General features: G+C 46.6%; 19 protein-coding genes and 1 pseudogene. 7 read left to right on the forward strand and 13 right to left on the reverse strand.

The genetic code is table 11. The features are described 5' to 3' along the window. Positions 1 to 202: 202 nt before the first annotated feature. Positions 203 to 1951, reverse strand: a complete 1749-nt coding sequence (locus MC7420_RS10850) for a DUF3685 domain-containing protein (RefSeq protein WP_006100709.1) — start codon at positions 1949 to 1951, stop codon at positions 203 to 205. Between the two features lie 97 nt (positions 1952 to 2048). Beyond that, positions 2049 to 3863: a hypothetical protein gene (locus MC7420_RS10855; RefSeq protein ID WP_157453129.1), complete on the reverse strand. Its 1815-nt coding sequence runs from the start codon at positions 3861 to 3863 to the stop codon at positions 2049 to 2051. Positions 3864 to 4007: 144 nt separating this feature from the next. Here MC7420_RS10855 and MC7420_RS10860 point away from each other — a divergent pair, with 144 nt between their 5' ends. After that, a complete protein-coding gene (locus MC7420_RS10860; protein ID WP_006100638.1) occupies positions 4008 to 7574 on the forward strand; it encodes a pentapeptide repeat-containing protein in 3567 nt (1188 codons plus the stop codon). 102 nt (positions 7575 to 7676) lie between these two features. Here MC7420_RS10860 and MC7420_RS10865 read toward each other — a convergent pair whose 3' ends face one another. Both MC7420_RS10865 and MC7420_RS10870 read right to left on the reverse strand, forming a co-directional pair. Beyond that, complete coding sequence (locus MC7420_RS10865) at positions 7677 to 8678, reverse strand: glycosyltransferase (RefSeq protein ID WP_044206745.1); 1002 nt, start codon at positions 8676 to 8678, stop codon at positions 7677 to 7679. A 656-nt stretch (positions 8679 to 9334) separates the two neighbouring features. After that, positions 9335 to 10096 carry a hypothetical protein gene (locus tag MC7420_RS10870; protein WP_044206535.1) on the reverse strand — a complete coding sequence of 254 codons (762 nt, stop codon included), beginning with the start codon at positions 10094 to 10096 and terminating at the stop codon, positions 9335 to 9337. A gap of 229 nt (positions 10097 to 10325) precedes the next feature. Between MC7420_RS10870 and MC7420_RS10875 the strand changes: the two genes are divergently transcribed. After that, complete coding sequence (locus MC7420_RS10875) at positions 10326 to 11204, forward strand: pentapeptide repeat-containing protein (RefSeq protein WP_006100436.1); 879 nt, start codon at positions 10326 to 10328, stop codon at positions 11202 to 11204. Positions 11205 to 11368: 164 nt separating this feature from the next. Here MC7420_RS10875 and MC7420_RS10880 read toward each other — a convergent pair whose 3' ends face one another. The 6 genes from MC7420_RS10880 to MC7420_RS10905 all read right to left on the reverse strand — a co-directional run bounded on the left by MC7420_RS10880 (position 11369) and on the right by MC7420_RS10905 (position 16557). Further along, positions 11369 to 11923: a pentapeptide repeat-containing protein gene (locus tag MC7420_RS10880; protein ID WP_006100535.1), complete on the reverse strand. Its 555-nt coding sequence runs from the start codon at positions 11921 to 11923 to the stop codon at positions 11369 to 11371. A 96-nt stretch (positions 11924 to 12019) separates the two neighbouring features. Further along, positions 12020 to 13210 (reverse strand): RRXRR domain-containing protein, encoded by a 1191-nt coding sequence (locus MC7420_RS10885; RefSeq protein WP_006100580.1) that lies wholly within the window; start codon positions 13208 to 13210, stop codon positions 12020 to 12022. A 272-nt stretch (positions 13211 to 13482) separates the two neighbouring features. Further along, positions 13483 to 14850, reverse strand: a complete 1368-nt coding sequence (gene gor, locus MC7420_RS10890; protein WP_006100513.1) for a glutathione-disulfide reductase — start codon at positions 14848 to 14850, stop codon at positions 13483 to 13485. 188 nt (positions 14851 to 15038) lie between these two features. Next, entirely contained in the window at positions 15039 to 15365 is a 327-nt protein-coding gene (locus MC7420_RS10895) for a DUF7734 family protein (RefSeq protein WP_232231686.1), read from the reverse strand. A gap of 110 nt (positions 15366 to 15475) precedes the next feature. After that, the gene (locus tag MC7420_RS10900) at positions 15476 to 16069 is read right to left on the reverse strand and encodes a DUF3177 family protein (protein ID WP_006100696.1); all 594 of its coding nucleotides are present in this window, start codon (positions 16067 to 16069) and stop codon (positions 15476 to 15478) included. Positions 16070 to 16332: 263 nt separating this feature from the next. Further along, on the reverse strand, positions 16333 to 16557 hold the full coding sequence (locus MC7420_RS10905) for a Calvin cycle protein CP12 (protein WP_006100550.1): 225 nt from the start codon (positions 16555 to 16557) through the stop codon (positions 16333 to 16335). Positions 16558 to 16952: 395 nt separating this feature from the next. On the opposite strand from MC7420_RS10905, the gene MC7420_RS10910 reads away from it, so the two are divergent. The 3 genes and pseudogenes from MC7420_RS10910 (at position 16953) to MC7420_RS10920 (ending at position 18906) form a co-directional block, all read left to right on the forward strand. Further along, on the forward strand, positions 16953 to 18203 hold the full coding sequence (locus tag MC7420_RS10910; RefSeq protein ID WP_006100576.1) for an FIST signal transduction protein: 1251 nt from the start codon (positions 16953 to 16955) through the stop codon (positions 18201 to 18203). A gap of 66 nt (positions 18204 to 18269) precedes the next feature. Then, positions 18270 to 18614, forward strand: a pseudogene (locus MC7420_RS42415) (type II toxin-antitoxin system RelE/ParE family toxin). Further along, positions 18586 to 18906, forward strand: coding sequence for a helix-turn-helix domain-containing transcriptional regulator (locus tag MC7420_RS10920; RefSeq protein ID WP_006100530.1), 321 nt, complete (start codon positions 18586 to 18588; stop codon positions 18904 to 18906). The pseudogene MC7420_RS42415 and the gene MC7420_RS10920 overlap by 29 nt, the downstream one beginning before the upstream one ends. Before the next feature lie 49 nt (positions 18907 to 18955). Here MC7420_RS10920 and MC7420_RS10925 read toward each other — a convergent pair whose 3' ends face one another. Then, entirely contained in the window at positions 18956 to 19231 is a 276-nt protein-coding gene (locus MC7420_RS10925) for a hypothetical protein (protein WP_044206539.1), read from the reverse strand. A gap of 264 nt (positions 19232 to 19495) precedes the next feature. Here MC7420_RS10925 and MC7420_RS43800 point away from each other — a divergent pair, with 264 nt between their 5' ends. Both MC7420_RS43800 and MC7420_RS10935 read left to right on the forward strand, forming a co-directional pair. Continuing rightward, on the forward strand, positions 19496 to 19882 hold the full coding sequence (locus tag MC7420_RS43800; RefSeq protein ID WP_006100690.1) for a hypothetical protein: 387 nt from the start codon (positions 19496 to 19498) through the stop codon (positions 19880 to 19882). A 6-nt stretch (positions 19883 to 19888) separates the two neighbouring features. Then, positions 19889 to 20320 carry a hypothetical protein gene (locus MC7420_RS10935; RefSeq protein ID WP_006100494.1) on the forward strand — a complete coding sequence of 144 codons (432 nt, stop codon included), beginning with the start codon at positions 19889 to 19891 and terminating at the stop codon, positions 20318 to 20320. 64 nt (positions 20321 to 20384) lie between these two features. Here the strand turns inward: MC7420_RS10935 and MC7420_RS10940 are convergent, their stop codons facing one another. Both MC7420_RS10940 and MC7420_RS10945 read right to left on the reverse strand, forming a co-directional pair. Beyond that, a complete protein-coding gene (locus MC7420_RS10940) occupies positions 20385 to 20594 on the reverse strand; it encodes a type II toxin-antitoxin system PemK/MazF family toxin (RefSeq protein ID WP_006100552.1) in 210 nt (69 codons plus the stop codon). Continuing rightward, a complete protein-coding gene (locus MC7420_RS10945; RefSeq protein WP_044206540.1) occupies positions 20588 to 20818 on the reverse strand; it encodes a hypothetical protein in 231 nt (76 codons plus the stop codon). Before MC7420_RS10945 ends, MC7420_RS10940 begins: the two co-directional genes overlap by 7 nt. Positions 20819 to 20995: the final 177 nt, after the last annotated feature.

The raw sequence follows: 20995 nt of genomic DNA on the forward strand, positions 1-20995 counted from the left end.
CATTCTAATTGATCAAATATAGCAACCGCCATAGCGGTTAGGACACATCATTTATGTAGAGACGCGCCATGGCGCGTCTCTACAATAGTGCTTGGTATAAGGTGTTTTGCCATTACTAACCATAATGTTTTTCTGAGTCTTCTTATTACCCCCTTACCCCATCCCCTGCTCACCTCACAACTTATTTAGCAGCCCCTAATTATTACTTTCCCCGTTCTCCATTTTTGCCAAACCATGTATCTTGCCATGCACTACCTACGCCTTGAATAACGCCCCGTAGAATTAAACCAATTCCTCGTCCTAAGACTTGCGTTAAAACATAAACTACGCCTTTACCAACCCAGCCAACTGTTCCCCGTAAACGTGGCGCGATCGCATCCCGAAATTCATAGGCGATGGTGACGGCTAGCTGAGTACCCTGTAGTTGTTCTAATTCTTGGCGTCTAGGGGAATAAATAGCGACTTTTTTGATGCCAATTTCGCTCAAAACAAATAAATCATAGCGACTTTCAAAAATGGCTTGGGGTTCATCGATATATTGGTTGCGCCGATATTTCCAGGATAAATTGTTTCTAAATCGGGTTATTTCCCGTGATGACATTAACCGTTTATCATAAAAATTATGTTTAACAATTTCAATATCAGAAAACTCATTTAACAGGGGTTGGATTATCCCATTAGCCACTTGAATAATTAGATTTTGCAACAATAATTCTGCTCGCGCCATTGCTTCTGGCGTATGGGCAGGATAAGATACATTATCAATCATCAACGGGGCTTCAAAGAGGCAATTTCCTAATAACTCAATCACCAAAGGAATTTTATCCAAAATAGCCGTTTGCACTACATCCCGATCTTGCCGCAAAATGTCAACCATTTCGATAGTTTGATTGCCGATGACTAAGGTTGAGTATTGACCAAAAAAGTCAGTGAGAGAAACCTGCCATAAATCATGTAATAAGCGCGATCGCTTCTGGGTCAATTGCTCCATTGTTACCTGAGAAAAGCGCAATGCCTCCAGCATTTCCTCAAACTTGTAGAGGACAGTACGCAGTAATTCCCGGCGTCTCTCCACTTGCAAAATATCGATTTCCAAGGGAGTATTCGTCAGATTTGCCAAACTCGAATCGAGTTTGGTCAACGTCATCGCCTGGGGTGTAGACGGTTGAAACTGCAACGCCTCAGAGGAGGTTTTGGATAAGGCACTGGTGGGGGATGGGCGCAGACGATTTTGGGGGACAGGAGGACGAGATGATGAAGGATTTAAACGTGGTAGAGGTTCGGCAGGGCTATTACTATTATTAGTGGGAACTAGTCCAGAATCTGTCGGTAATAGCTGATTCACCAGCCAACGGGCTGTCAATAATTCTCGGCGGCGTCCCGTCCAAAATAGCCAATCTAGGCGGGATAAATTTCCTTGTTGAAGTTGTGCTGTTACCTGTTTTAACGCGGCTTCAATTTGTTGTAATCCTGACTGGCGTAATTGGGTATGCCAGCGTGGGGGAGGTAATGAATTGGCGGGGGTGGGTAACATTTGCCAGTAGGATTCACCCGCTTTGACTTGTCGAATGGCTTCCACAATTAAGTTGATGGCACATCCTTTAGCACAGTAACCCTCCACTCCTAAACCTTTGGCGGCGGTCAGTTGATTGGGTTCAGATGGGGCAGTTAGCAATAAGATGGGTAGGTTGGGATAATCTGTCTTAAGTTGTTGGCATAAAGATAGTCCGGTTAGGGGACTGCCGAGCGATCGCCCTAGTGCCAAGTCTAAGATAATTAAATTAACCTGTTCTTGGGGGAGTACGGTAGTTAGGCGTTCCAGGGCTGCCGTTGCTGTATCAACCTCAGCCATGATATCTAAATCAGCAAAGGCTTCTAAGGCAGTGACTAAACCTAATCGGAAAATTGGGTCATCGTCAATAAGTAGGATTTGAGTGGATTGATTTGTCATTTGTCATTTGTCAGGGAATGGGCAATGGGCAATGGGCAATGGGCAATGGGTAATGGGTAATAGGTAAGGTAGAGTTTTGTGTTACCTTTCCCATCTCCTAATTCAGTTGGGATTTCCACAGATTAATCGCGGCTTGGGCTTGTTGGTAAAGCGCCCGTTCTGGCGGAATCTGGGCGGCGGTGGCGATCGCGGCGTCAAATCGTCCTTGGGCGGCTAGGGCGGCGGCGGCTTCGAGGATGGGACGATCTTGGGCGGTTTGGATTTGGGCAACCCATTGGGCGATCGCGCTTTGAGCTTCAGCATACAGCATTCGACCTGGACGAATTTGATTGGCGGTGGAAATGGCGGCGATTAAATCTCGACGTTGGGCGAAGGCGCGGGCTAAGTCGAGGATGGGTTGATCTTGTAGGGTTTCGATTTGGCGATTCCATTGGGCGATCGCAGTTTGGGCTTCGGGGCGTAAAGGTTGACCTGGCTCAATTTTACGGGCTTGGGCGACGGCGGCGTTTAATTGATCAATGGTGCCCCCAGCGGCAAGCTGTTGGGCAGTTCTGAGGGTATTGCGATCATCAATATGTTGAATCTGTTTGCGCCACTGGGCAATGTGTGTCTGTGCTTCGATACGCTGGGGGCGATCGGGTGTGATCAGCGTAGCTTGTTCAATCGCCATCTGTAGGAGGGGGCGTTGCTCAAAGCTGGCAGTCATTTGGGCAAGGCTTAACTGGAGGCGATCTTGGAGTTGAGCCTCCCACTGAATGGCTTGGGCGGCGGCTGACGTTTGCACCGGACTTTGGGCATCCAGTTGGCGAACAGCGGTTAAGGCGTCAATGAAGGCGAGGATAGTGTTTTGTTGCACCAGTTTTCCGGCTTGCCCTAAGCGTAACCAATCTTGAGCCTCTTGATACAGGGAGGTGTTAATCGGAATTCCTTGGGCAACCTGAATCACCCCCTGATACTCTTGATTTTGGAAGCGAGCGGCAGCAATTTGGAGTAACGTGCGACTCCAATTCGACAGATCACTCTGGGCTTGGGCTTTAATATAGCTATTAGGATCGACTTTGGCTGCTAACGCGATCGCTTGTTCGATCTTTGTCAGTTGATTCGATTTGGCTAAATCTCGTGCCTCTTGCAGTTGTGTCCACGCTTGTTTTTCTGCCGCCAACTGTTCGGTCAGGGTATCATAGCGGGATACACTCCAGTATTGGTCATTCAGGCGTGACAGTTGGCTGATTAGTTTAGCCGCCTGCTGCCAGTTTTGTACTTTCAGGGCATCTTGAACCTGACTGACAATTGCCTGAGCCTGGATTCGTTCCTGTTTCCAGGTAGCGATTTGGGCTTGAGCTTCGGGATATAGGGGACTACTTACAGGGATTTGCATCGCCATTTTCAGGGCATCGGTATAGTTTCCCTGATTCAGGGTTTCCCGGGCAAATTGCAGTACCATTTGAGACCATTCCTGCAGCAGTTGCTGCGCCTGGGGATACAGGGAATGGTTGGGCGACCAATATTGAACGATCGCGATCGCTTTTAGCAGTTGCTCAAATTCTCCGGATTGGGCAGCCAGTTGAGCGCAGTATAATCGTTCGCTATCCGGGGATAAAGGAGAAATGCGTTGGCAATTTGCCGGAGGTGGCAGTTTGGTGAGTAATAATGTACCACCAATGACCATACTGCCGACAACGGACACGATCATCAACCACAGCAATGACCACCGCAAAAACACACCTTGGCGGCGTTTGTAGGCTGGGTTTGAGCGCCTGTCTCTGACAACTTTGGCATCTAAGTGTCCCGTTTCTGCTAAACTCGATGCCTTAGAGCCTCTTGCGAGTCGGATGACTAACTTATGTCCCCGAGGTTTGCGAGTAGGCAGGGAAGTATGGAGATGAAATCGGGGCAAGTCTCGTTTGGACACAGATAGAAAACAACTGATAATTCATTGTTCACCGTTTATTGTCCATCATTGTATTCCCAATCAACCGTAAATTTGGGTGATTCGCAATCCGTTCAATAGAGTCCACAATAAGATGAGGAATCGTTTTGGAGTAGTTAGGGTGGCATGAGGCTGAGCATTCGCCATTGGCTAGCAGAACGCCACATTGAACTTGCCCAACTGGGACAGGATAACGCCCAGTTGGCGGGCATTGCGTTTCGCATTGCCCAAGACATGGAGGTTAAGAGTCTGAATCCCTTTGCGATTAGTGTCTTAACCGAAGTGTTGGAGTTACCGTTAACCGTCGCTTGGCAAGTCGCGCCGATTTTGTCTCAGTTAACGGTGGGGTTGCTGCGGATTTTGAGTCGCAAGAAGCCCTTACGCCGGAGTGAAGGCACCTGGCTGAGTTTTCAGGTGGCGTATCTGAACGCATTACAAGGAATTTTAGAGCAAGAAGCTCAACTGCGAAGACCCTGGGTGAACCGCGCCCAAGTCCCGGCGTCACCGAATGCTGAGGAACCTCTGGTTGATCCCCAATTAATTGCTTTGCTGAAAACCCTGCGACCCGGGCGTCTCAGTGATTCCCAAGCTGAACAAGCCCTGTCATCTGTGGCAAATTCCTTTCTGGTGCAGCAGATGAATAATTTAGCGATCGCCTGGTTTGTGGCGAATGGGGCGGAGGAAACCGAAGCGAAGTTATTAACCCAACGGTTGAGTAATGGACTCGCGGGTCATTTGCTCAAGGTGATTGCCGAAAATGCGCTACCCTTGGCGCAACTGCAAAAGTTTGTCCGGTTAGGTCATTTAAGTAACACCCTCAACACCCCTCCAGAAGAGGATGAGGAGGAAGAGTTTTCCACGCCCCAATTGACCCTGGATTTGGATCGAGAATATTATCGGGCGGAACTTTCCCGGTCCTTAAGCGAACCCTTATTTGCGGAACCCTTTTCCCTCAAGGAAATCTACGTGTCCCTGAACGGCAGACGCCTCCCTACCACGCTGGGACAAGAAAACCGGGAACGACGCCGCAAACATGATCTCGACCCTGCCTATCTCGCTGCTGCTTCCTCGCCACCGACGGATTTAATGGCATGGGTGATGGCTCAACTGAATGACAAAAACCGTATTGCGGTGATTGAAGCCGATGGTGGCTGTGGTAAGACCAGTTTCTGTCAGATGTTAGCAGCCCGGGTAGCGCAAGAGCTGTATCCTCAGTGGATGCCTGTGATTATTCGCCTGCGGGATGTTACGTTAGGTCAAACCTTGGAGCAAACCTTGGAGACAGCCTTCCCGGTGGGACGGTTCACGGATACAGACGGGTGGTTCTCTCGCAGTTCCCCCCCTTGTTTGCTGATTTTAGATGGTTTGAATGAATTGCCCCGTTCTCCCCAGACGGAGCGTCACTTGTGGACATTTATGGATCAGGTGATGCGATTCCATACCCAGAAAAATGGGTCAAATTCGCCTCGCCACAAAATTATCCTTACCAGTCGCCCGGTTACCTTGGATGGTGTGTTGGCGCGTAGGTATCGCCATAGTAGTCTACCGCCGCTGCAAAGCCGACTCCAGCGCATCGTCATTGAACCGATGGCGAAGGAGGAATTCCGCAAGTGGTTTCTCCAGTGGGCAAAACTCCAATCTAAATCCATTGCCCAGTCGTACTTTAACTTCTTAAAACATGGTGGTGTATTTCAGCCGCAATCTCCGAATCCTGATTTAGTGGCGCTGCTGACTCGTCCATTGATGCTGTATTTGGTGGGAATTTTACATCGAGATGCCTTAATTGACGATCGTATCTTTAAAATGAGTCCGGCTGAGGTTAAGTTTGAAATCTATGACCGGATAAGTCGCTGGTTGCTGGGGGAACCGACGAGTGGGAGTGGACCGCCCTTGGAGTTAATTCGCGAAGGCTTTTCCCATGCAGGGCGTTCCCTAGAAGCGATCGCGAATCTCTTGGAAGGACGTTCCCCGCAACAGTTACGCCATCAAATGCAAGGGACAGCCCTGACGATTTTGCAGACGGGTCAGAATCAAGTGACACAAACAGTAATCCAGAATCGGTTCCAGAATCAAGAAACGACGCCTGAGTCGTTTACCCAACCCCTACCCACGTTCTTTTTCCGCACCCAGCCCAGAGATAAAGCCGGAGACTGGGTGAAGTCCTCACCGCGCCAATCATTTTCGTCCCAGAAAGCGACATCAGCCCCCCTCTCCATTGAGTTTTCTCACCCCAGTTTAGGCGACTATTTAGCTGCCGAAGAAATTGCCCTGCAACTGAAGGCATTAACGCAAAAGCTGCCGAACCAATATGGGGAAGTCTCGTTTGTGATTAATTCGTCCCTCCATCTGGCTGAACATCTTTATCAGTTGTTGGGGTATGGTTTATTGTCTCCTCAAATAGAAGAATTGGTAATTGAGAGACTACGACGGGAGCAACAGCGCAATGCGGACGCCTTTTCCTTCCCGGTATTATTTCAACGACTCTATCGCTTCTATCGCGCCTACTGTCGCGGACGGTGGTTTGATGAAGGGGTGGCTCATCGGGTTCACGAACAGTTGCGGGATTTGAACAATCCCTTGAATACGTTACAAATTGATGCCACCGTGGGATTAAATGTCTTTTTAGTCCTCTGTTCAGCCGCCAGAGAAGCCAATCTCCCCTTCTGGCCCTGTGGCAATCCAGAGATTCCCCAGGACTTTGATGCCGATCAATTGTTAAGTTTTATGGGTCGTACCGTTGCCCTATCTCCTACCACATTTTGGCAACGGGCGAGACGAAGTTTGGCTCAGATTCATTTACCCCAAGCCTGTTTAAATCGGGTAATGCTGGCAGAGGCGAATCTTGTCCATGCCGATTTATCGACGGCTGAGTTAAGTGGGATTAATTTAGCAGCAGCTAATTTACAACAGGCAAATTTAGCCTGGGCAAGTTTAGTCGGGGCAAATTTAGCGGATGCGGATCTCAAAGGGGCGCAGTTAGAAGGGGCGAATTTATTGGGGGCGGATCTGCGGGGTGCTAATTTAACGTCGGCGAATTTAACCAATGCTTGTTTAGTAGATGCCCAGTTAGATGAACCGAATAAACAGTTTGCGGTTAAAAGTGGAGCGTTCTTTTCCTGGGACGAGTTTCAGTCCTATTACCAATCTTTGGTTGTCTCTCCCTTCGTAAAAACCATCGAAGAGGAGCATTTGTTTGAAGATGATCCGATGATTTTCATTGAGAGTGCCGAAGGGGAACTCATGTTACCAACCATTTACTCCCAAGGGAGCGATCGCTATGATGGGGAAACCGAACAGTTTGACCGTGAGCAGTTAAATGCTCAAGCTACAGTGTCGGAAACGGATCAGTATGCTGGGGAGACAGCCCAAGTGGATGAGTGGGTAACTGAAGCTCCGGTGTCGGATACAGAGCAGTATAGTGGCGATACGCAGCAATTAGACGAGATGGGACACCACCCGTCTGTGTCGAATACAGAGCAGTATAGTGGCGATACGCAGCAATTGGACGAAATGGGACAACGCCCCTCTGTGTCGGATACAGAGCAGTATGCTGGGGAGACAGCCCAAGTGAATGAGTGGGAATTCTCCGAGTCGGAAACTGAAGAGGAACAGTTAGAAGCGGGTGCGGAACAAGAGACTGGCGTGTTTCATGAAGATACGATTATGTTGGATGAGGAGGATGATTATTCTTGAGGTGGGTTATTGGTCTTTGGTCATTGGTAGCCGTCATGGGTCATTTGTCAAGGTTTGAGGACTATTTACAGAACCTATTGGCTGCAATCTGTTGAGAACAATTTATTTTTTAAGGATATATTTTTGTCGCAGCTTATCCAAAAAACTCTGGAGCCTTAATTTAGCTAATCGTATTTTTGTTAAACGGGGAATACTACTCGGTTTATTTTGGCTTAAATCAAAAAAATTGTTGACATCCGCTAAAATTATTTTCAGGCGATGGATAATATTTTTATACCGATATTCCGCTAAAAAATGTTCATCTAAAGGCTTGAGTGACGGATTTTCTATAACTCTGAGAATGCGTTTAATATCATACTCTTGAGAATATACCGCAATTTTATAGCAATTAAACCCCGGATCTAAATAATCCGATAATCCCCCGTTCACACTCGAAAAAACCTGACAGCCACAAGCAAGGGCTTCCATTGGTTGCAGCCCAAAGCCTTCACTTACCCCATGTTGCGCCCAATACTCAGCCGAATCATACAAATAAACTTTCGCCCGATTAAAGAGTCCCACTAAATCCTCGACGTAGGAATCAATGACTTTAACGCGACAATGCTTCTGTAACTCTGGGATCAAATCCTGGAGTAAATACTCAGACGATTTCCGCGCCTGAACTAACACATCAATATCCCGTTCTCGATTGAAGTCCTGGAATTCTTCCGAAATATGATTAGGTAAATAGTAAATTAAAGAATTAGGCGATCGCTGTCCCCAATATCCCATAGTATTGCGACTAACGGTAATAATAGGGATACGCGCCGGAAGTTGAAAACCATACCCAGCACTATGGGCATGGTAAATAACCGGATGTAACTTTAACTTTGCTACAAGTTTAGGACTATCAAATCCCCAACTGACCACAAAAATAACATTATTTAAATCTTGTTTTTTGAGCAAATCATCCAGGAACAGCGTATTCTTTTCCCGTTGACGATAGGTGACCACCTCCGCAGGACAAACCTGCTTTGCCAGACTCAGGGTTTTCAACTCCGCCCAAAGACCGCCGCAAGCAAACTTGCCATAAGTTCCAGGGACTAAAAAGTAAAGGGTTCTCAAAACACCAATTGCCTCAGTGAGATCGTCTGTATAGTTTAATATACTAGTGCAAGAAGGCAGAAATAACTGAACAGCTAATATCTCCCCCCGCTTCCCCTGCTCCCTCTGCTCCCTCTGCTCCCTCTGCTTCATCGTATCTAAGAAGCTGCTCAAGTATTTTTGCCGCGCTTAGGATCGCCCTTAACTCAACCCCATGTCTCAGAAAGTCCGAGAGTATGCTTTTGACCTTTCGCTTCGACGGCTTACGGATAGTGGCGAGCAGGTCGGAAAATATAAAACTTTACTAAACTTTTATATTCAGCGGGTTAGATTTCATCGTAACTCTACCCATTTTGCTGATGATTGATCGAAACTAGAGAAAGCAGATGCACCCTGCCTGAAAAAAGACCCTAAATGAATATGAAAGGGCAGATGCACCCCTGAAACCCTGACAGCCGCCCACATTCTGATTGACAGCACGTACTTAAATCGAAATGTGGGCTTCACTTCTAGGGTAGAAATTTCTAGGGGCAATTGTTGTGATCTAAATTTTCGCTACTGTGTGGTAAAAACGAACTTTTTAGTGATAGCGATCACTAAAGCATCGGTCTAGTAATCCTAGTTAGCGATAAAAAAAGTAATCAGTCAATTGCAGGGACAGCGCTGGGGGAATGTTGCTATTCAGGATATCGAGTCAAGGTGTTTCTTTTTTCTTCATAAAACTGACTGGCAACAAATCCGAGGGAATAAATGAGAGCTGCATTACTAGAAGCTCCCACGGCTGCACCAATGACCGGAAGAATTTCGACAAAACTCAAACCCCCTTTAAGAACTCCGGAACCCCCTACAGATAAGCCGAAAATTGCCAGAACTTCACCGCGTCGCGTTGGCTCTTTTAGCGAAAATCCATAAGCCGCTGCAATGCGATAAACCATCTGTGCTTGGAGTGCTGTAACCGCCGCTAGCTCAATCCCAAATAAAGCCAGCGCTAAAGGGGGGATAAAGTTGGTGATTAATCCCAACCTACCCCCTTTGATTGCTGTATCCACCATAATCCGGTGAGCTAGCTGTTCGGATGTGTCAAACGGGTACTCCTGTCGCAGCTTGTCTACGTCTTTTTGAGCTTGCTCCAAATCCACTTGACCCAATGCAGCAACGAGCAAGTTAATCCCTGGGACTTTGGCAGCATACTTAGTCAGCGGGTGTTCTGCAATGGGTGTCAAGATTTTGCCCACCGTTTCCGTTCCTGGTTCTACGAATCGCACAGCCGCAGGGCGAACAGCTTCTCCTACAGCTTTGCTTGTGCTGGTAATGGTATCAGCCGCCGATTGCGTGGCTTTAGTCGCCAACTGAGTGGCAAACGTGGCGACTTGAGTGGTTGTTGCGATCGCGTCACTGATATGGTCTGTCAATGAACTACTTTTCCGCTGTGCTGTCATATTGCAGTTAATTTTTATACATTGTGGTGGTTGTCACTTCCACTCTAAAAGAACAAAGACTCAATATCATCTATCATTTGATAGTAAAACTCAGTCAATAAGTTTTTGTTATCACACTATTGACAAAAGAGGCTCAGTTAAGCTGCTAAAATCTAAAATCTCAAATGAGATGCGGTCTGAGTCGCATTATGATTCACTAAAATTAAACGTTAGTAGTGACTGAAGAGTCGTGAATAAACATCCCCTGTTTCGGTCAATAATCAAAATCCTAGGATTTTACCTAGCCCTGGGTTTGGGTGTTTCAATACTACCAGCTAACGCCCAGTTTCGAGAGGACTTTGAGCAAGACTTTCAACAACAATGTCAGCGAGCTAGACAAGCTCCCGGTGCCAATTTGAGTGAAAGAACTGAATACGACAGGCGTCTCGAACAAGCGTATGTTTTGCCGAGGCAAAATCGACCCAGTTTAGTCGGTTGTGATTTGCGATCGGCTGATCTCAGAGGAGCCAATTTAGGAGGCGTTGATCTCAGCGCTGCCAACTTTAGTCCTAAAACATCGGTGAATCGGGCAATTGTCACAGAAATTCCCGCCAATCTCACAGGAGCAAATCTGAGCAATGCCAAGCTAGATTATGCTAACTTGACTCGTGCCATTTTAGCTAATGCTAATTTTCGCGGCGCTCGGTTGTACGATACCAATTTGAGTGGCGCTCAAATTGTTGGTGCTAGCTTAGATGGTACGTTTGCCTCTTATGTCATTTTATACGGGGCAAATTTGAGTGGATCAACTCTGAGTTTGGGAAATTTTAGCTCGGCGAGAATGACAGGTGCTGATTTAAGCAATACAAATCTTGTTCGAGCCAATTTGACATTAGCAGACTTAACCAATGTCAATTTCAATGGGGCAAATCTCAGTGAAGCTGATTTAAGCGGCGCGAACTTGACAGGCGCAAAACTCATTGAAACGGATCTTCGGGGAGCAACAGGTGTCAATTTGCAGGGAGCGCAGTTATGTCGAACCACGCTTCCTGATGGCACAGTAGCGGCTCCCAATTGTGTGGTGACGGATAATAATCCATCTGTTGAGGTACGTCCAGAATTGTTTTAGGGAACAGGGCTGTAGAGACGCGCCATGGCGCGTCTGTCTGGTGGAACGTCTGTTGTAGGGGCGGGTTTTACCATTAAAGTTTGGTATTCACCCGGATGTCACTAAACCCGCCCCCAACGGAGTGCAAAAATTTTAAGGGCAAATGACCAATGACAAATGACCAATCAACAATCTCGATTTGATACCGTACCATCTGCTAGCGTCGTCTGGCATAAAATAGCATCTCGCCAGTCAGCCCCGTCTAGGTTAGCCCCCTGTAAATTTGCGCCCTCTAAGTTTGCGCCTTTGAGATAAGCATTGGTGAGATTGGCATTCTCTAATAGAGCATTGCTCAAATTGGCGCGGGTGAGAAAACTATTGATCAGGTTTGTATCTCTCAAGTCCGCATTACTAAGGTTGGTATCCACCAGAGAAGCCTCCATCAAGTCAGCATTCCTGAGAATAGCATTCACCAAGTCAGCACGGCTGAGTTCAACCCTACTTAATTGAGCCAACCGGAGATTAGCACCTCGCAGGTTGGCTCCTTTGAGTTTAGCGTCTTCTAGATTTACCTCTCGTAAATCACACCCAATACAGCTATTGGTTTCTAGCAATTGCCGTACTGTATCTGCATCTTTCAGGAGATGGGTTGCTGCTGTGGCTACAGCGTTGAAGTCAACTGTAGCCACAGGTGAGAGTAGCATCAGGAAAATGGTAGTAATTAGACGCCCATCTTTCATGATTCATGGTTCATTGTTCATTGTTCATCGTATTCGCGTGAGACTCCACCCTCAGCAGATCCTTCGCAGGCTCAGGAGGGTGGAGAGGGATAGCGGTCAAATCGACCCTTTCAATAAGGGGAGATTTGATAATCCAGTTGAAGGCACGACATTTCGACTTCGCTCAATGCGAACGATTAACCCCGTACTTCGCTGCAAAAACTGGACTTTTTTAGCCGTGAATTGTGCTAACCGTTTCCAGTTAACGTCACTGACCGAAACTTGTGTCTTGGTGTCTCCAGAACACCAACCTGTGTAAGTCTTTCCTGCCTTTTCAGCTATAACCTTGTCACCTTTCCTGAAGCCATGGCGGGTAACAGTGCCGCCGTACTTTCGCCGCTTACCCCCTTTAGATGGGACACACAGATGTAACTGCCTACGGCTAATTGGCGGTCTACGGATTACCGCAAATGGTGCAGACGATATATGAACGTTACCCGTCCAGTCGCCGTGCTTGACATTATCAGAGTGCCATTCCCGCCATCGGATAAACTCGAACGCGGCTAAGGTCACACCATCAACAGCATGAGTTACAGGTGTCTGGTTCGATTTGTCTTTCTTGTCTTTGGCTAATCCTAACCACTGCCTAAGCTGGCTAGTTCCGTTGCCATCCCGTTGCCATCCTTTATGGGTAACAACAGGGGCTAATTCAGACAGCCAAGTTAGCATTTGTCGCTGACCTACCATAACAGGAGAGAACCCAACACCAGACCGAGCCGACTTGCGCCCACTGCTTTTGTCTACATCAGCCATGACCAATTCATAATGGATGGTGCTAATAGGGAACAGCTTAAACAACTCTTTGACTATCCGTAGCTCTAGCTGTTTGTTTGCTCGAATCGATGGTGGTAATTTGCCTTGTCTACGATTCTCAAACCGAGCTTGACGGTGACATCTTTCGGAGTAGGATAGTTCCCGATTAATCCGTCTTCCCCGTCTGGCTCGGCGCATAATCCGTCGTAGCTCCATCCGTTCTTTGACCGTTTTGAATGGTAAGACTAGATGCCCCATCCAGAGAGTAACTAAAGCTGATTGAACCCCAATCCCGGAATATCTTTTACCCGGATCTATTCCTACAGCTATGGGTTGAGTATTTTCTTCCGTTTCAAACGTTAGCTGAATGGCAAAGCATTCTAAGTCGTTGTGTACGACTTTAGCTTTACCATCTCTTAGCCAACGCCTAGCACGACTGGGTAGGGAAGGCATTAACGGCTTACCTGATTTTGATAAGACTGGTACTCGCAACATGGTGATAAACCTTCGAGTAAAAGTGTTTACATTGAGCGAAGTCGAAATGTAGTCCCTTCCCGCCACCTAAACTAAGATGTCCTGTACAGACGTAGCATGCTACGTCTCTACCAGCGACTCGACAAAAAGTCTTAGAGATAGCTCGAACTAGGGAAATATTCGAGAGTCTGTGCCAAGTTTAGGCTCTATGCGGTATTCAACGGTTTAAATTGCAATTTGTCTTGCAATCCCCACGCTCTACGTCAGTAGCGTGGGGTTATTGAAGGTTCACATCACCGCAAGGTAACAAACTCCTCAGAGGTCGAGGGATGAATACCAACGGTAGCATCAAAATCGGCTTTTTTCGCTCCCATTTTCACAGCGATCGCAACGCCCTGAATAATCTCAGCCGCTGATGCTCCAACCATGTGCGCTCCTAACACTTTATCGGTAGTTTCGTCAACCACTAACTTCACTATAACCCGTTCCTCTCGACCAGTGAGAGTGTGGTACAAGGGGCGGAAACGGGCGCGATAGACTTTCACCGCATCGCCATGCTTTTCCCTGGCTTGGGCTTCGGTTAAGCCTACTGTTGCTGCTTCTGGGGTACTAAATACTGCCGAGGGGACATTTTCATAGCTCATAACCCGAGATTTGCCGCCAAATTCTGTATCGGCAAAAGCACGCCCTTCGTTAATCGCAACGGGCGTCAAATTAATCCGATCTGTGCAATCCCCAACCGCATAGATATGAGGTTGAGAAGTACGGCTATACTCATCCACCGCGATCGCATCTTGACAGAGATCGACTCCAGCCTTATCCAGCCCTAGATTCTGGAGATTCGGCTTGCGCCCTGTGGCGGCGAGAAAGATATCCCCGATTACGGTTTCCTCATGCTTACCGCAAACCGTAACCTTTAATCCATCTCCTGTCTTTTCAATCGCCGTCGGTACGCTACCCTCTAAAATTCGGACACCGTGTTGCTGCATTCCCTCCTGGATTTGAGTCCGAATATCGTCATCAAACCCCCGCAAAATCTTCTCCTTGCGGATAATTTGAGTCACTTCAGAACCCAAGCCATGCATAATACAGGCAAATTCCACACCAATGTAGCCACCGCCGAGAATCACCACTCGCTTAGGTTGCTCCTTGAGGAGGAACATATCATCGGAGATAATCGCATGTTCTATACCCGGAATATTTGGCGTAACCGGGTGTCCACCCACGGCAATCAAAATTTTATCCGCACTCACTTTATGTGACGCCGTACTGCTATTGGGAGACTCAAAAATTTCTAACGTATGAGGGTCAACAAACTTGGCATAACCCCGAAACAGTTGCACTTCGGAATTATCCAACATCCGCAGGTAAACTCCATTGAGGCGTTCGAGTTCCTTTTGCACCGCCTCGATCATTTTATGCCAGTCGAGAGTGCTTTGTACTGGACTCCAGCCATACCCTTGGGCTTCTTCAAACACCTCCGGAAAATGAGAGGAATAAACCATCAGTTTTTTGGGAATACAGCCGCGATTCACACAGGTTCCTCCCAAGCGGCTGAATTCGGCTACTCCTACCTTTGCCCCATATTGTGCTGCTCGTCGTGCTGTGGCAATTCCGCCTGAACCGCCACCAATAACAAACAGATTAAAATCGTAACTCATAACTCGGTTAACTCCGTTTGATCAGCATGTGAACTACTTATAGCGCTACGCGAATAGCATTTTGTATTGATTTCCCTAGAACTGAGTTGATAAAAGACTCGTTGTTCTGATTCAATGAACTGTATATTTGAGATGACTTTCGCGTTGATCCTTGGGTTAAAACCCAAGGCAGTTGGTGAGGCTTAATCTTAAACACCAGCATCTACCAACAACGGCTGAATCGCCTTCCAAGTTAACCCCTGCTGAATGTAACGAGGTGCATCCGGATTATAGGGACTCGCGACGCGATCAATTTTGACAATTTCTGCTTCGGGTGGTATGACAGGCACATCCGGATCGAAAGCTGTTGGACGCATCAACGAACTAGAAAACCCCTTATAAATAGCAATCTGATCCTCTTCGCCAGCAATTTGAGCGGTAACGAGTAAGACTTCTTGAGGATACTTAATTGTGTATTGTTCTAAACGCTGTCCAATAGAAGTTCCTTGGTTCATAGTTGACTGGTTATTCGTCATTTGTCATTTGTCATACTCGCTTTCGCGAGAAGCAAGCTACGTCATTTGTTGATTGGGAAATCTCTCCCTCATATTCCTCATCTCCCTCATATTCCCCATTGAATTTCGCACTACTGTTCCATCGCGATTCGTCCCTGTTTCCCTAAGCGAATTAAAACAAAATAGCTCAAGTACAGAACATAAATCAATAATCCAACAATGCCAATAAAACCCAAAAATTGAGGAGAAGACTCAGGATGGAAGTATTGTTTAAAGAGAAAGGGAGGTTCTAGCCAAACTCTACAGGCAAGCGTTTCCAAAGCGTCTGGAGTAAACGCGCATCCTAGAGACGGAAGACTCCACAAGACACCAATCCCACAGTAAATCGTTATTGCCCAGCGCCAAGCCGTCAGCGTAAGTTTCAGCAGATTCGTCGGTTGATCCTCAATATCCTCATTCACATCTACCCAGAACCAGAGGGAGATGGGAATCAAAACTCGGGCAAGCCAACCCGAGATAAAACCAATGGGCCACGAGGCAATCATGATATAAACCGTAATTGCCAGTAAACTGGATACGCGCCAGTAGATAATTAATAGGCGCACCATGGCATCAGCTTTTTTGACAAAAGCCCATATAATTAGGATCAGGGGAATCAACACCGTAAATAAAACGGCTAACCGATAGTCTGTCCAGACTAATGCTTGCAGAAGTTGATCGGGCATAGCTAATAGCCGACGAGTTCCTTTGATTTAACAGTATAGTGACACCGCGATCGGTTCACCTCCCAAATTGTACGGTAATCTTGCCATCTCCGCTTCGGGAATATTATCGATTTCAATTACTGGGCGGGTGTTCTGGTGTCCTGAACCACGGGTTATCAGGAACAAAAAAAGCAGCCGGAATCACCCGAAGGAGTTCCAGCCACCAAACTGATTCACTGAATTCATCCATACAAAATCGGCACGTATAGCAGACGAAGAGTCCCTTATTCGTCGTAGACGCGGCACTCATCTGCATCAGGATTTTCTTCGCAATACTTCTCGAAGGAGGTTTTCTTTGTGCCTTTTTGCTTCTGGTGTGCTGCCTCAGCTTGTAACTCTTCGACAGAATCCCAAGCTACCGCACAGTCTGGGGACTCTGCGCCTTGAGCGTCACAAACAGTTCTAGCTTGCTGACGCTCCCGATCAATTTGTTCTTGAATATCACTCATTGCTTTCCTTATTTCCGGATTACTGCACTAATGTATTGTACAGAACGTCTATTTATTTGGTGTTGACCGCCCTGAAATATATCCAAGTCGGTACTCATAGATCGTATAGATCGTTAGGATTCTATAGTTTAACGTTCCGCAAAAGTCGATACGCTGTTTACAATTCTACACGATCTGCCCGACTACCGGAAGTAGGGGGCTGTTTAGCACTATTTATCCTCTTGCCATTGAAATATCGTAAAATCTCATCTCCCCCGCCACCCTGCTCCCCTGCCCCCTGACACCAGTCCTTTGGGAGTTAGCCAAATTGGAGTTATCATAAGGCTTTGCACCTGTAGCCAACCCGAAAAAAACCCTACCTAGGGAAAACCTCAGTAAAAGTCACGGCAAATTTGATGAAGTGGGTAAATGCCTTATCAACTCGTCCGTCCTTGGAAACAGCGATCGCGGAGGTGGTAGAGCGTCTGGAACAATCGTTGTCAATGCCTGCGGATTTGGGTCTGGTGTTCATCTCTTCAGCTTATGCCAGCGAGTATTCCCGATTAATGCCCCTGCTACAAGAACGGTTATCTGTACCTGTGATCATTGGTTGTGGGGGAGGTGGCGTGATTGGGATGAATGCCCAAGGTCAACCTCAAGAAATTGAAGCAGAACCCGCTCTGTCAATTAGTTTGGCAAGTATGCCAGAGGTTTCAGTTCGGGCGTTTCATATTCCGGGAAGTGATTTGCCGGACTTGGATAGTTCACCCAGTACTTGGGTGGACTTAATCGGTGTTTCCCCCCAAGATCAACCCCATTTCATCTTATTAGCCGATCCCTTTTCCTCGAAAATCAATGATCTGTTACAAGGGCTAGATTTTGCCTATCCGGGTTCGGTTAAGGTGGGAGGATTAGCCAGTGCCAGTGCCATGGGAGTTCAGAGTGGGTTATTTTATCGTGATTCGGAACGATACTCTGGAGGTACGCTACATCGAGAAGGTACAATCGGCGTGGCGTTAAGTGGGAATGTGGTACTAGACCCAATTGTTTCCCAAGGCTGTCGTCCCATTGGTCAACCCTATCAAATCACCAAAGGTGAACGAAATATTGTACTGGAACTGGCGGATAGTAATGGGATGAGCTTCAGTGAGGTTGAATCCCAGCCGCCGCTAGCTGTGCTGCGTGACGTAATTCAAAACTTGAGTGAGAGCGATCGCGAATTGGCGCAACATTCTCTATTTATTGGCATTGCCCGTGATGAGTTTAAGCAAAGTCTGGGTCAAGGGGATTTCCTGATTCGCAATCTGTTGGGCGTTGATCCCAGACTGGGTGCGATCGCGATCGGCGATCGGGTGCGCCCTGGTCAACGGATTCAGTTCCATCTGCGAGACGCTCGCACCTCTGAGGAAGATTTAGAATTACTTTTACAGAATTATCAAAACCAAGTCAATTCCACCCCAGAAACGGCGGGTGCATTAATGTTTTCCTGTTTAGGGCGGGGTCAAGGATTGTATGGTAAACCCGATTTTGATTCCCAACTATTGTGTCGCTATATCAATAATATTTCAGTTGGCGGCTTCTTCTGTAATGGCGAGATTGGACCCGTTGGCGGTAGTACATTTTTACACGGCTACACGTCAGTATTTGGCATTTGTCGGCAACCGTAAGTAGGTGGTACGGTGAGTGCGAGTGCTTTCCAGTAAATTAATCCATGACATATTTGCATTAAACAAGTGGAAGTCCAGCCAAGAGAGATTCAGAACTATCTGACAGCAGAGGGGAGAAGTCCCTTTGAGGAATGGCTTGACGCTCTACGAGATACTAAAGGCAGAGGTAAGATCGATAATAGGCTTAGGCGGATTCAGCTAGGCAATTTTGGGGACTATCGCTCAGTAGGAAAAGGAGTCTTTGAACTGAGAATTAACTAGGGTCCCGGCTACCGGGTCTACTTTGGACAAATGGGAACAACGATAGTGATTTTACTCTGTGGTGGAGATAAAAGCACACAAGCGCAAGATATTCGTAACGCTCAAGAATATTGGAGAGACTATGAAAGACGTGAAAATGCAAACAAGTAGGAGCTACCGCGAATACCTGATTGAATCTCTCAAAGATCCTGAAAGGGCTGCGGGTAATATTGAGGTGGCTTTAGAATTGGCAGAAAAAGACCCTCAACCTGATGTGCTTCGTCTGACGCTTAAGGATGTTATCGAGGCGCGGGTACAAATGAATAATCTCTCAGAAGAAGCGAGACAAAGCTATGAAAAGCTCGACAAGATTCTGTTAGACACCGGAGGGGCGGAAATTTACAGTCTGGTTGAATTATTGGATGCGCTGGGGTTTCGGGTTGCGATCGCTCCCAAGGATTGATTGGGGATAGTTACGAAGGTTGATATAAATGGCTATCGTTTTCGTCCAACTAAAGACTTAAAATCACAAACCAAGCAAGAACAGCACTCAGTAAGTAACCAAAGCCTTTTTCAGACCAATTTGCGTAATCATTTGCGTAATCAGAAGAGTGTGTATTTTTATACTTATCAATGTTAGATATTAAAATACCTATACTCCAAACTGTAACGACTATATTTACAAACCATCCTAAATTTAAATTTAAAATTGCCAATAATGAAATAATTATTACCATCACAGTATAAGGTAAACCGTCTAGCCAATCTTCTAACCAAAATTGTTTCATGACTTTAATTCCTTTTTTAATTTTTTTCAATTAGTAGACTATTTGTAATCTTTTAGCGCTAGCTCAACTTGACGACTCAGAAGACAGGAGAAGCGCCATTGGCTAGGTTTCATCTGGCTGTCTAGATAGCTTACGCATTAGACATCTTATCTTATCTGACCAAAAAGCGATGCCGCAAAAGGGCGATCGCACTCACTCAGTCTATCCATACATACCCTATGAAGACATTAAACGCAAGCTCGACACTCGCTGTCGCGCCACAATTTGCTGCCATTCGCGCCGTTTTCCCTCCTGACGGTGATTACCAGCGCCAACGCTGGAAACGGTCAACTGGCAACGTTTTCACCGCCATTAATCCCGCCCAAACAACTCACAGGGTATCGGCTAGAACACCAATCCACATTCCCTGATTCAACACCCAATAACCAAGAGTACATCATGACCTACAAAAATAAACTCTACCCGTGGTGTATCGTTCGCCACCTGCCAAACAGTCAACGGCGCGTCGTTTGCCGTCTTCGCAGCCGCAGCGATGCAGAAGGACACCTGCAAGTTCTGCAACGGTTCATGCCTACGTTGAACTTTACCATTATTTTTGATATCCCGTCAGAAAACGATGATCCATTCACCTATTCAAAAATTAAAATCTAAACTCCAATGACTGCTTTATTTCGCCGTATTAACCCCGCCCAAAAGTTCCGCATCACCAAACGCCAAATCGCCCAATTCCTGGGAATTTCCGAATCCCTAATTGTCAAAGTTGAATCCTGGCTTTATGTTCTATTCGTTCACCGCTTGGACAAAGGTGGACAATTTATCAGTTATCGCCAAATGGAACAATGGGAAAATGCTGTAGCCTGTCACCTGCAAAAATGCTCGACTTGGGAACAGTTAGAACATCTGTGGAATGCGATTAAATTTGATCACACGAAGCATCAAAAACAATATGTCGCCTCTGTCTTGTCATTCCTGGACAAAATTAGGCTGAAATGTCTGGAAGCCATTTCCCCACAGATAACACCCGTTGCCAAGGCGCAGGGCTATGCTAGTTTATCAGTTTATCAACGTGCGATCGCTTCCAAGGATTGATTGAGTTTAGTGTGGATAGATGAAAATAATTCTCTACAAAATAGCTTTTGCTTCACCCATTAGCTCAAAGTGATAGATCGAGAATCGTACAGAGAGCTTGAGCTAGTTCTTGGAGATAGATATCATCCAAATGACCAAGCACTCTAATAATCCGAGATTTATCAATGACTCGAATTTGTTCACACAGAATCACTGAATTTTGGCTTAAACCCCCAACTCCTGCTGGAACAAATCCCCGTCTGATTTGTAAGCTGCTTAAAGGCTTGGCTACCACTGAATTTCTCCACGAGCGAGACGTTCTTCATACTCTTCTAAATTCGATAAGTAGTCAGTGAAATCAGATTCAGCAATTTCTAGCGCTTCGTTAAACTGCATCCATAAGGCAGCACGTCTGTTGTCACTTCTCATCAGCAGGAACTCAATGTAATCGTTCACTTGCTGGACAAGTGGTTCCGGTAATTGGCGAATCTTCGCTATGGTTTTCTCATATACAGTCATTTATCGAATCTCCCATGTTCAATCCTGCCTCTGTGGGAAATTCCTCAAGAGTGCAGTTAAGTATCTGTATTGACACTTCCCGCCCATGAAGAAAGCATGGACGAAGATTCTTGGTTCAGCGAGTCTCCTTGTTCATCCTCGCCCCACTATGATAAGCGATCGCGTCCACTTCACAGA

It is taken from the genome of Coleofasciculus chthonoplastes PCC 7420 (assembly GCF_000155555.1).
GTDB classification, from domain to species: Bacteria; Cyanobacteriota; Cyanobacteriia; order Cyanobacteriales; family Coleofasciculaceae; genus Coleofasciculus; species Coleofasciculus chthonoplastes_A.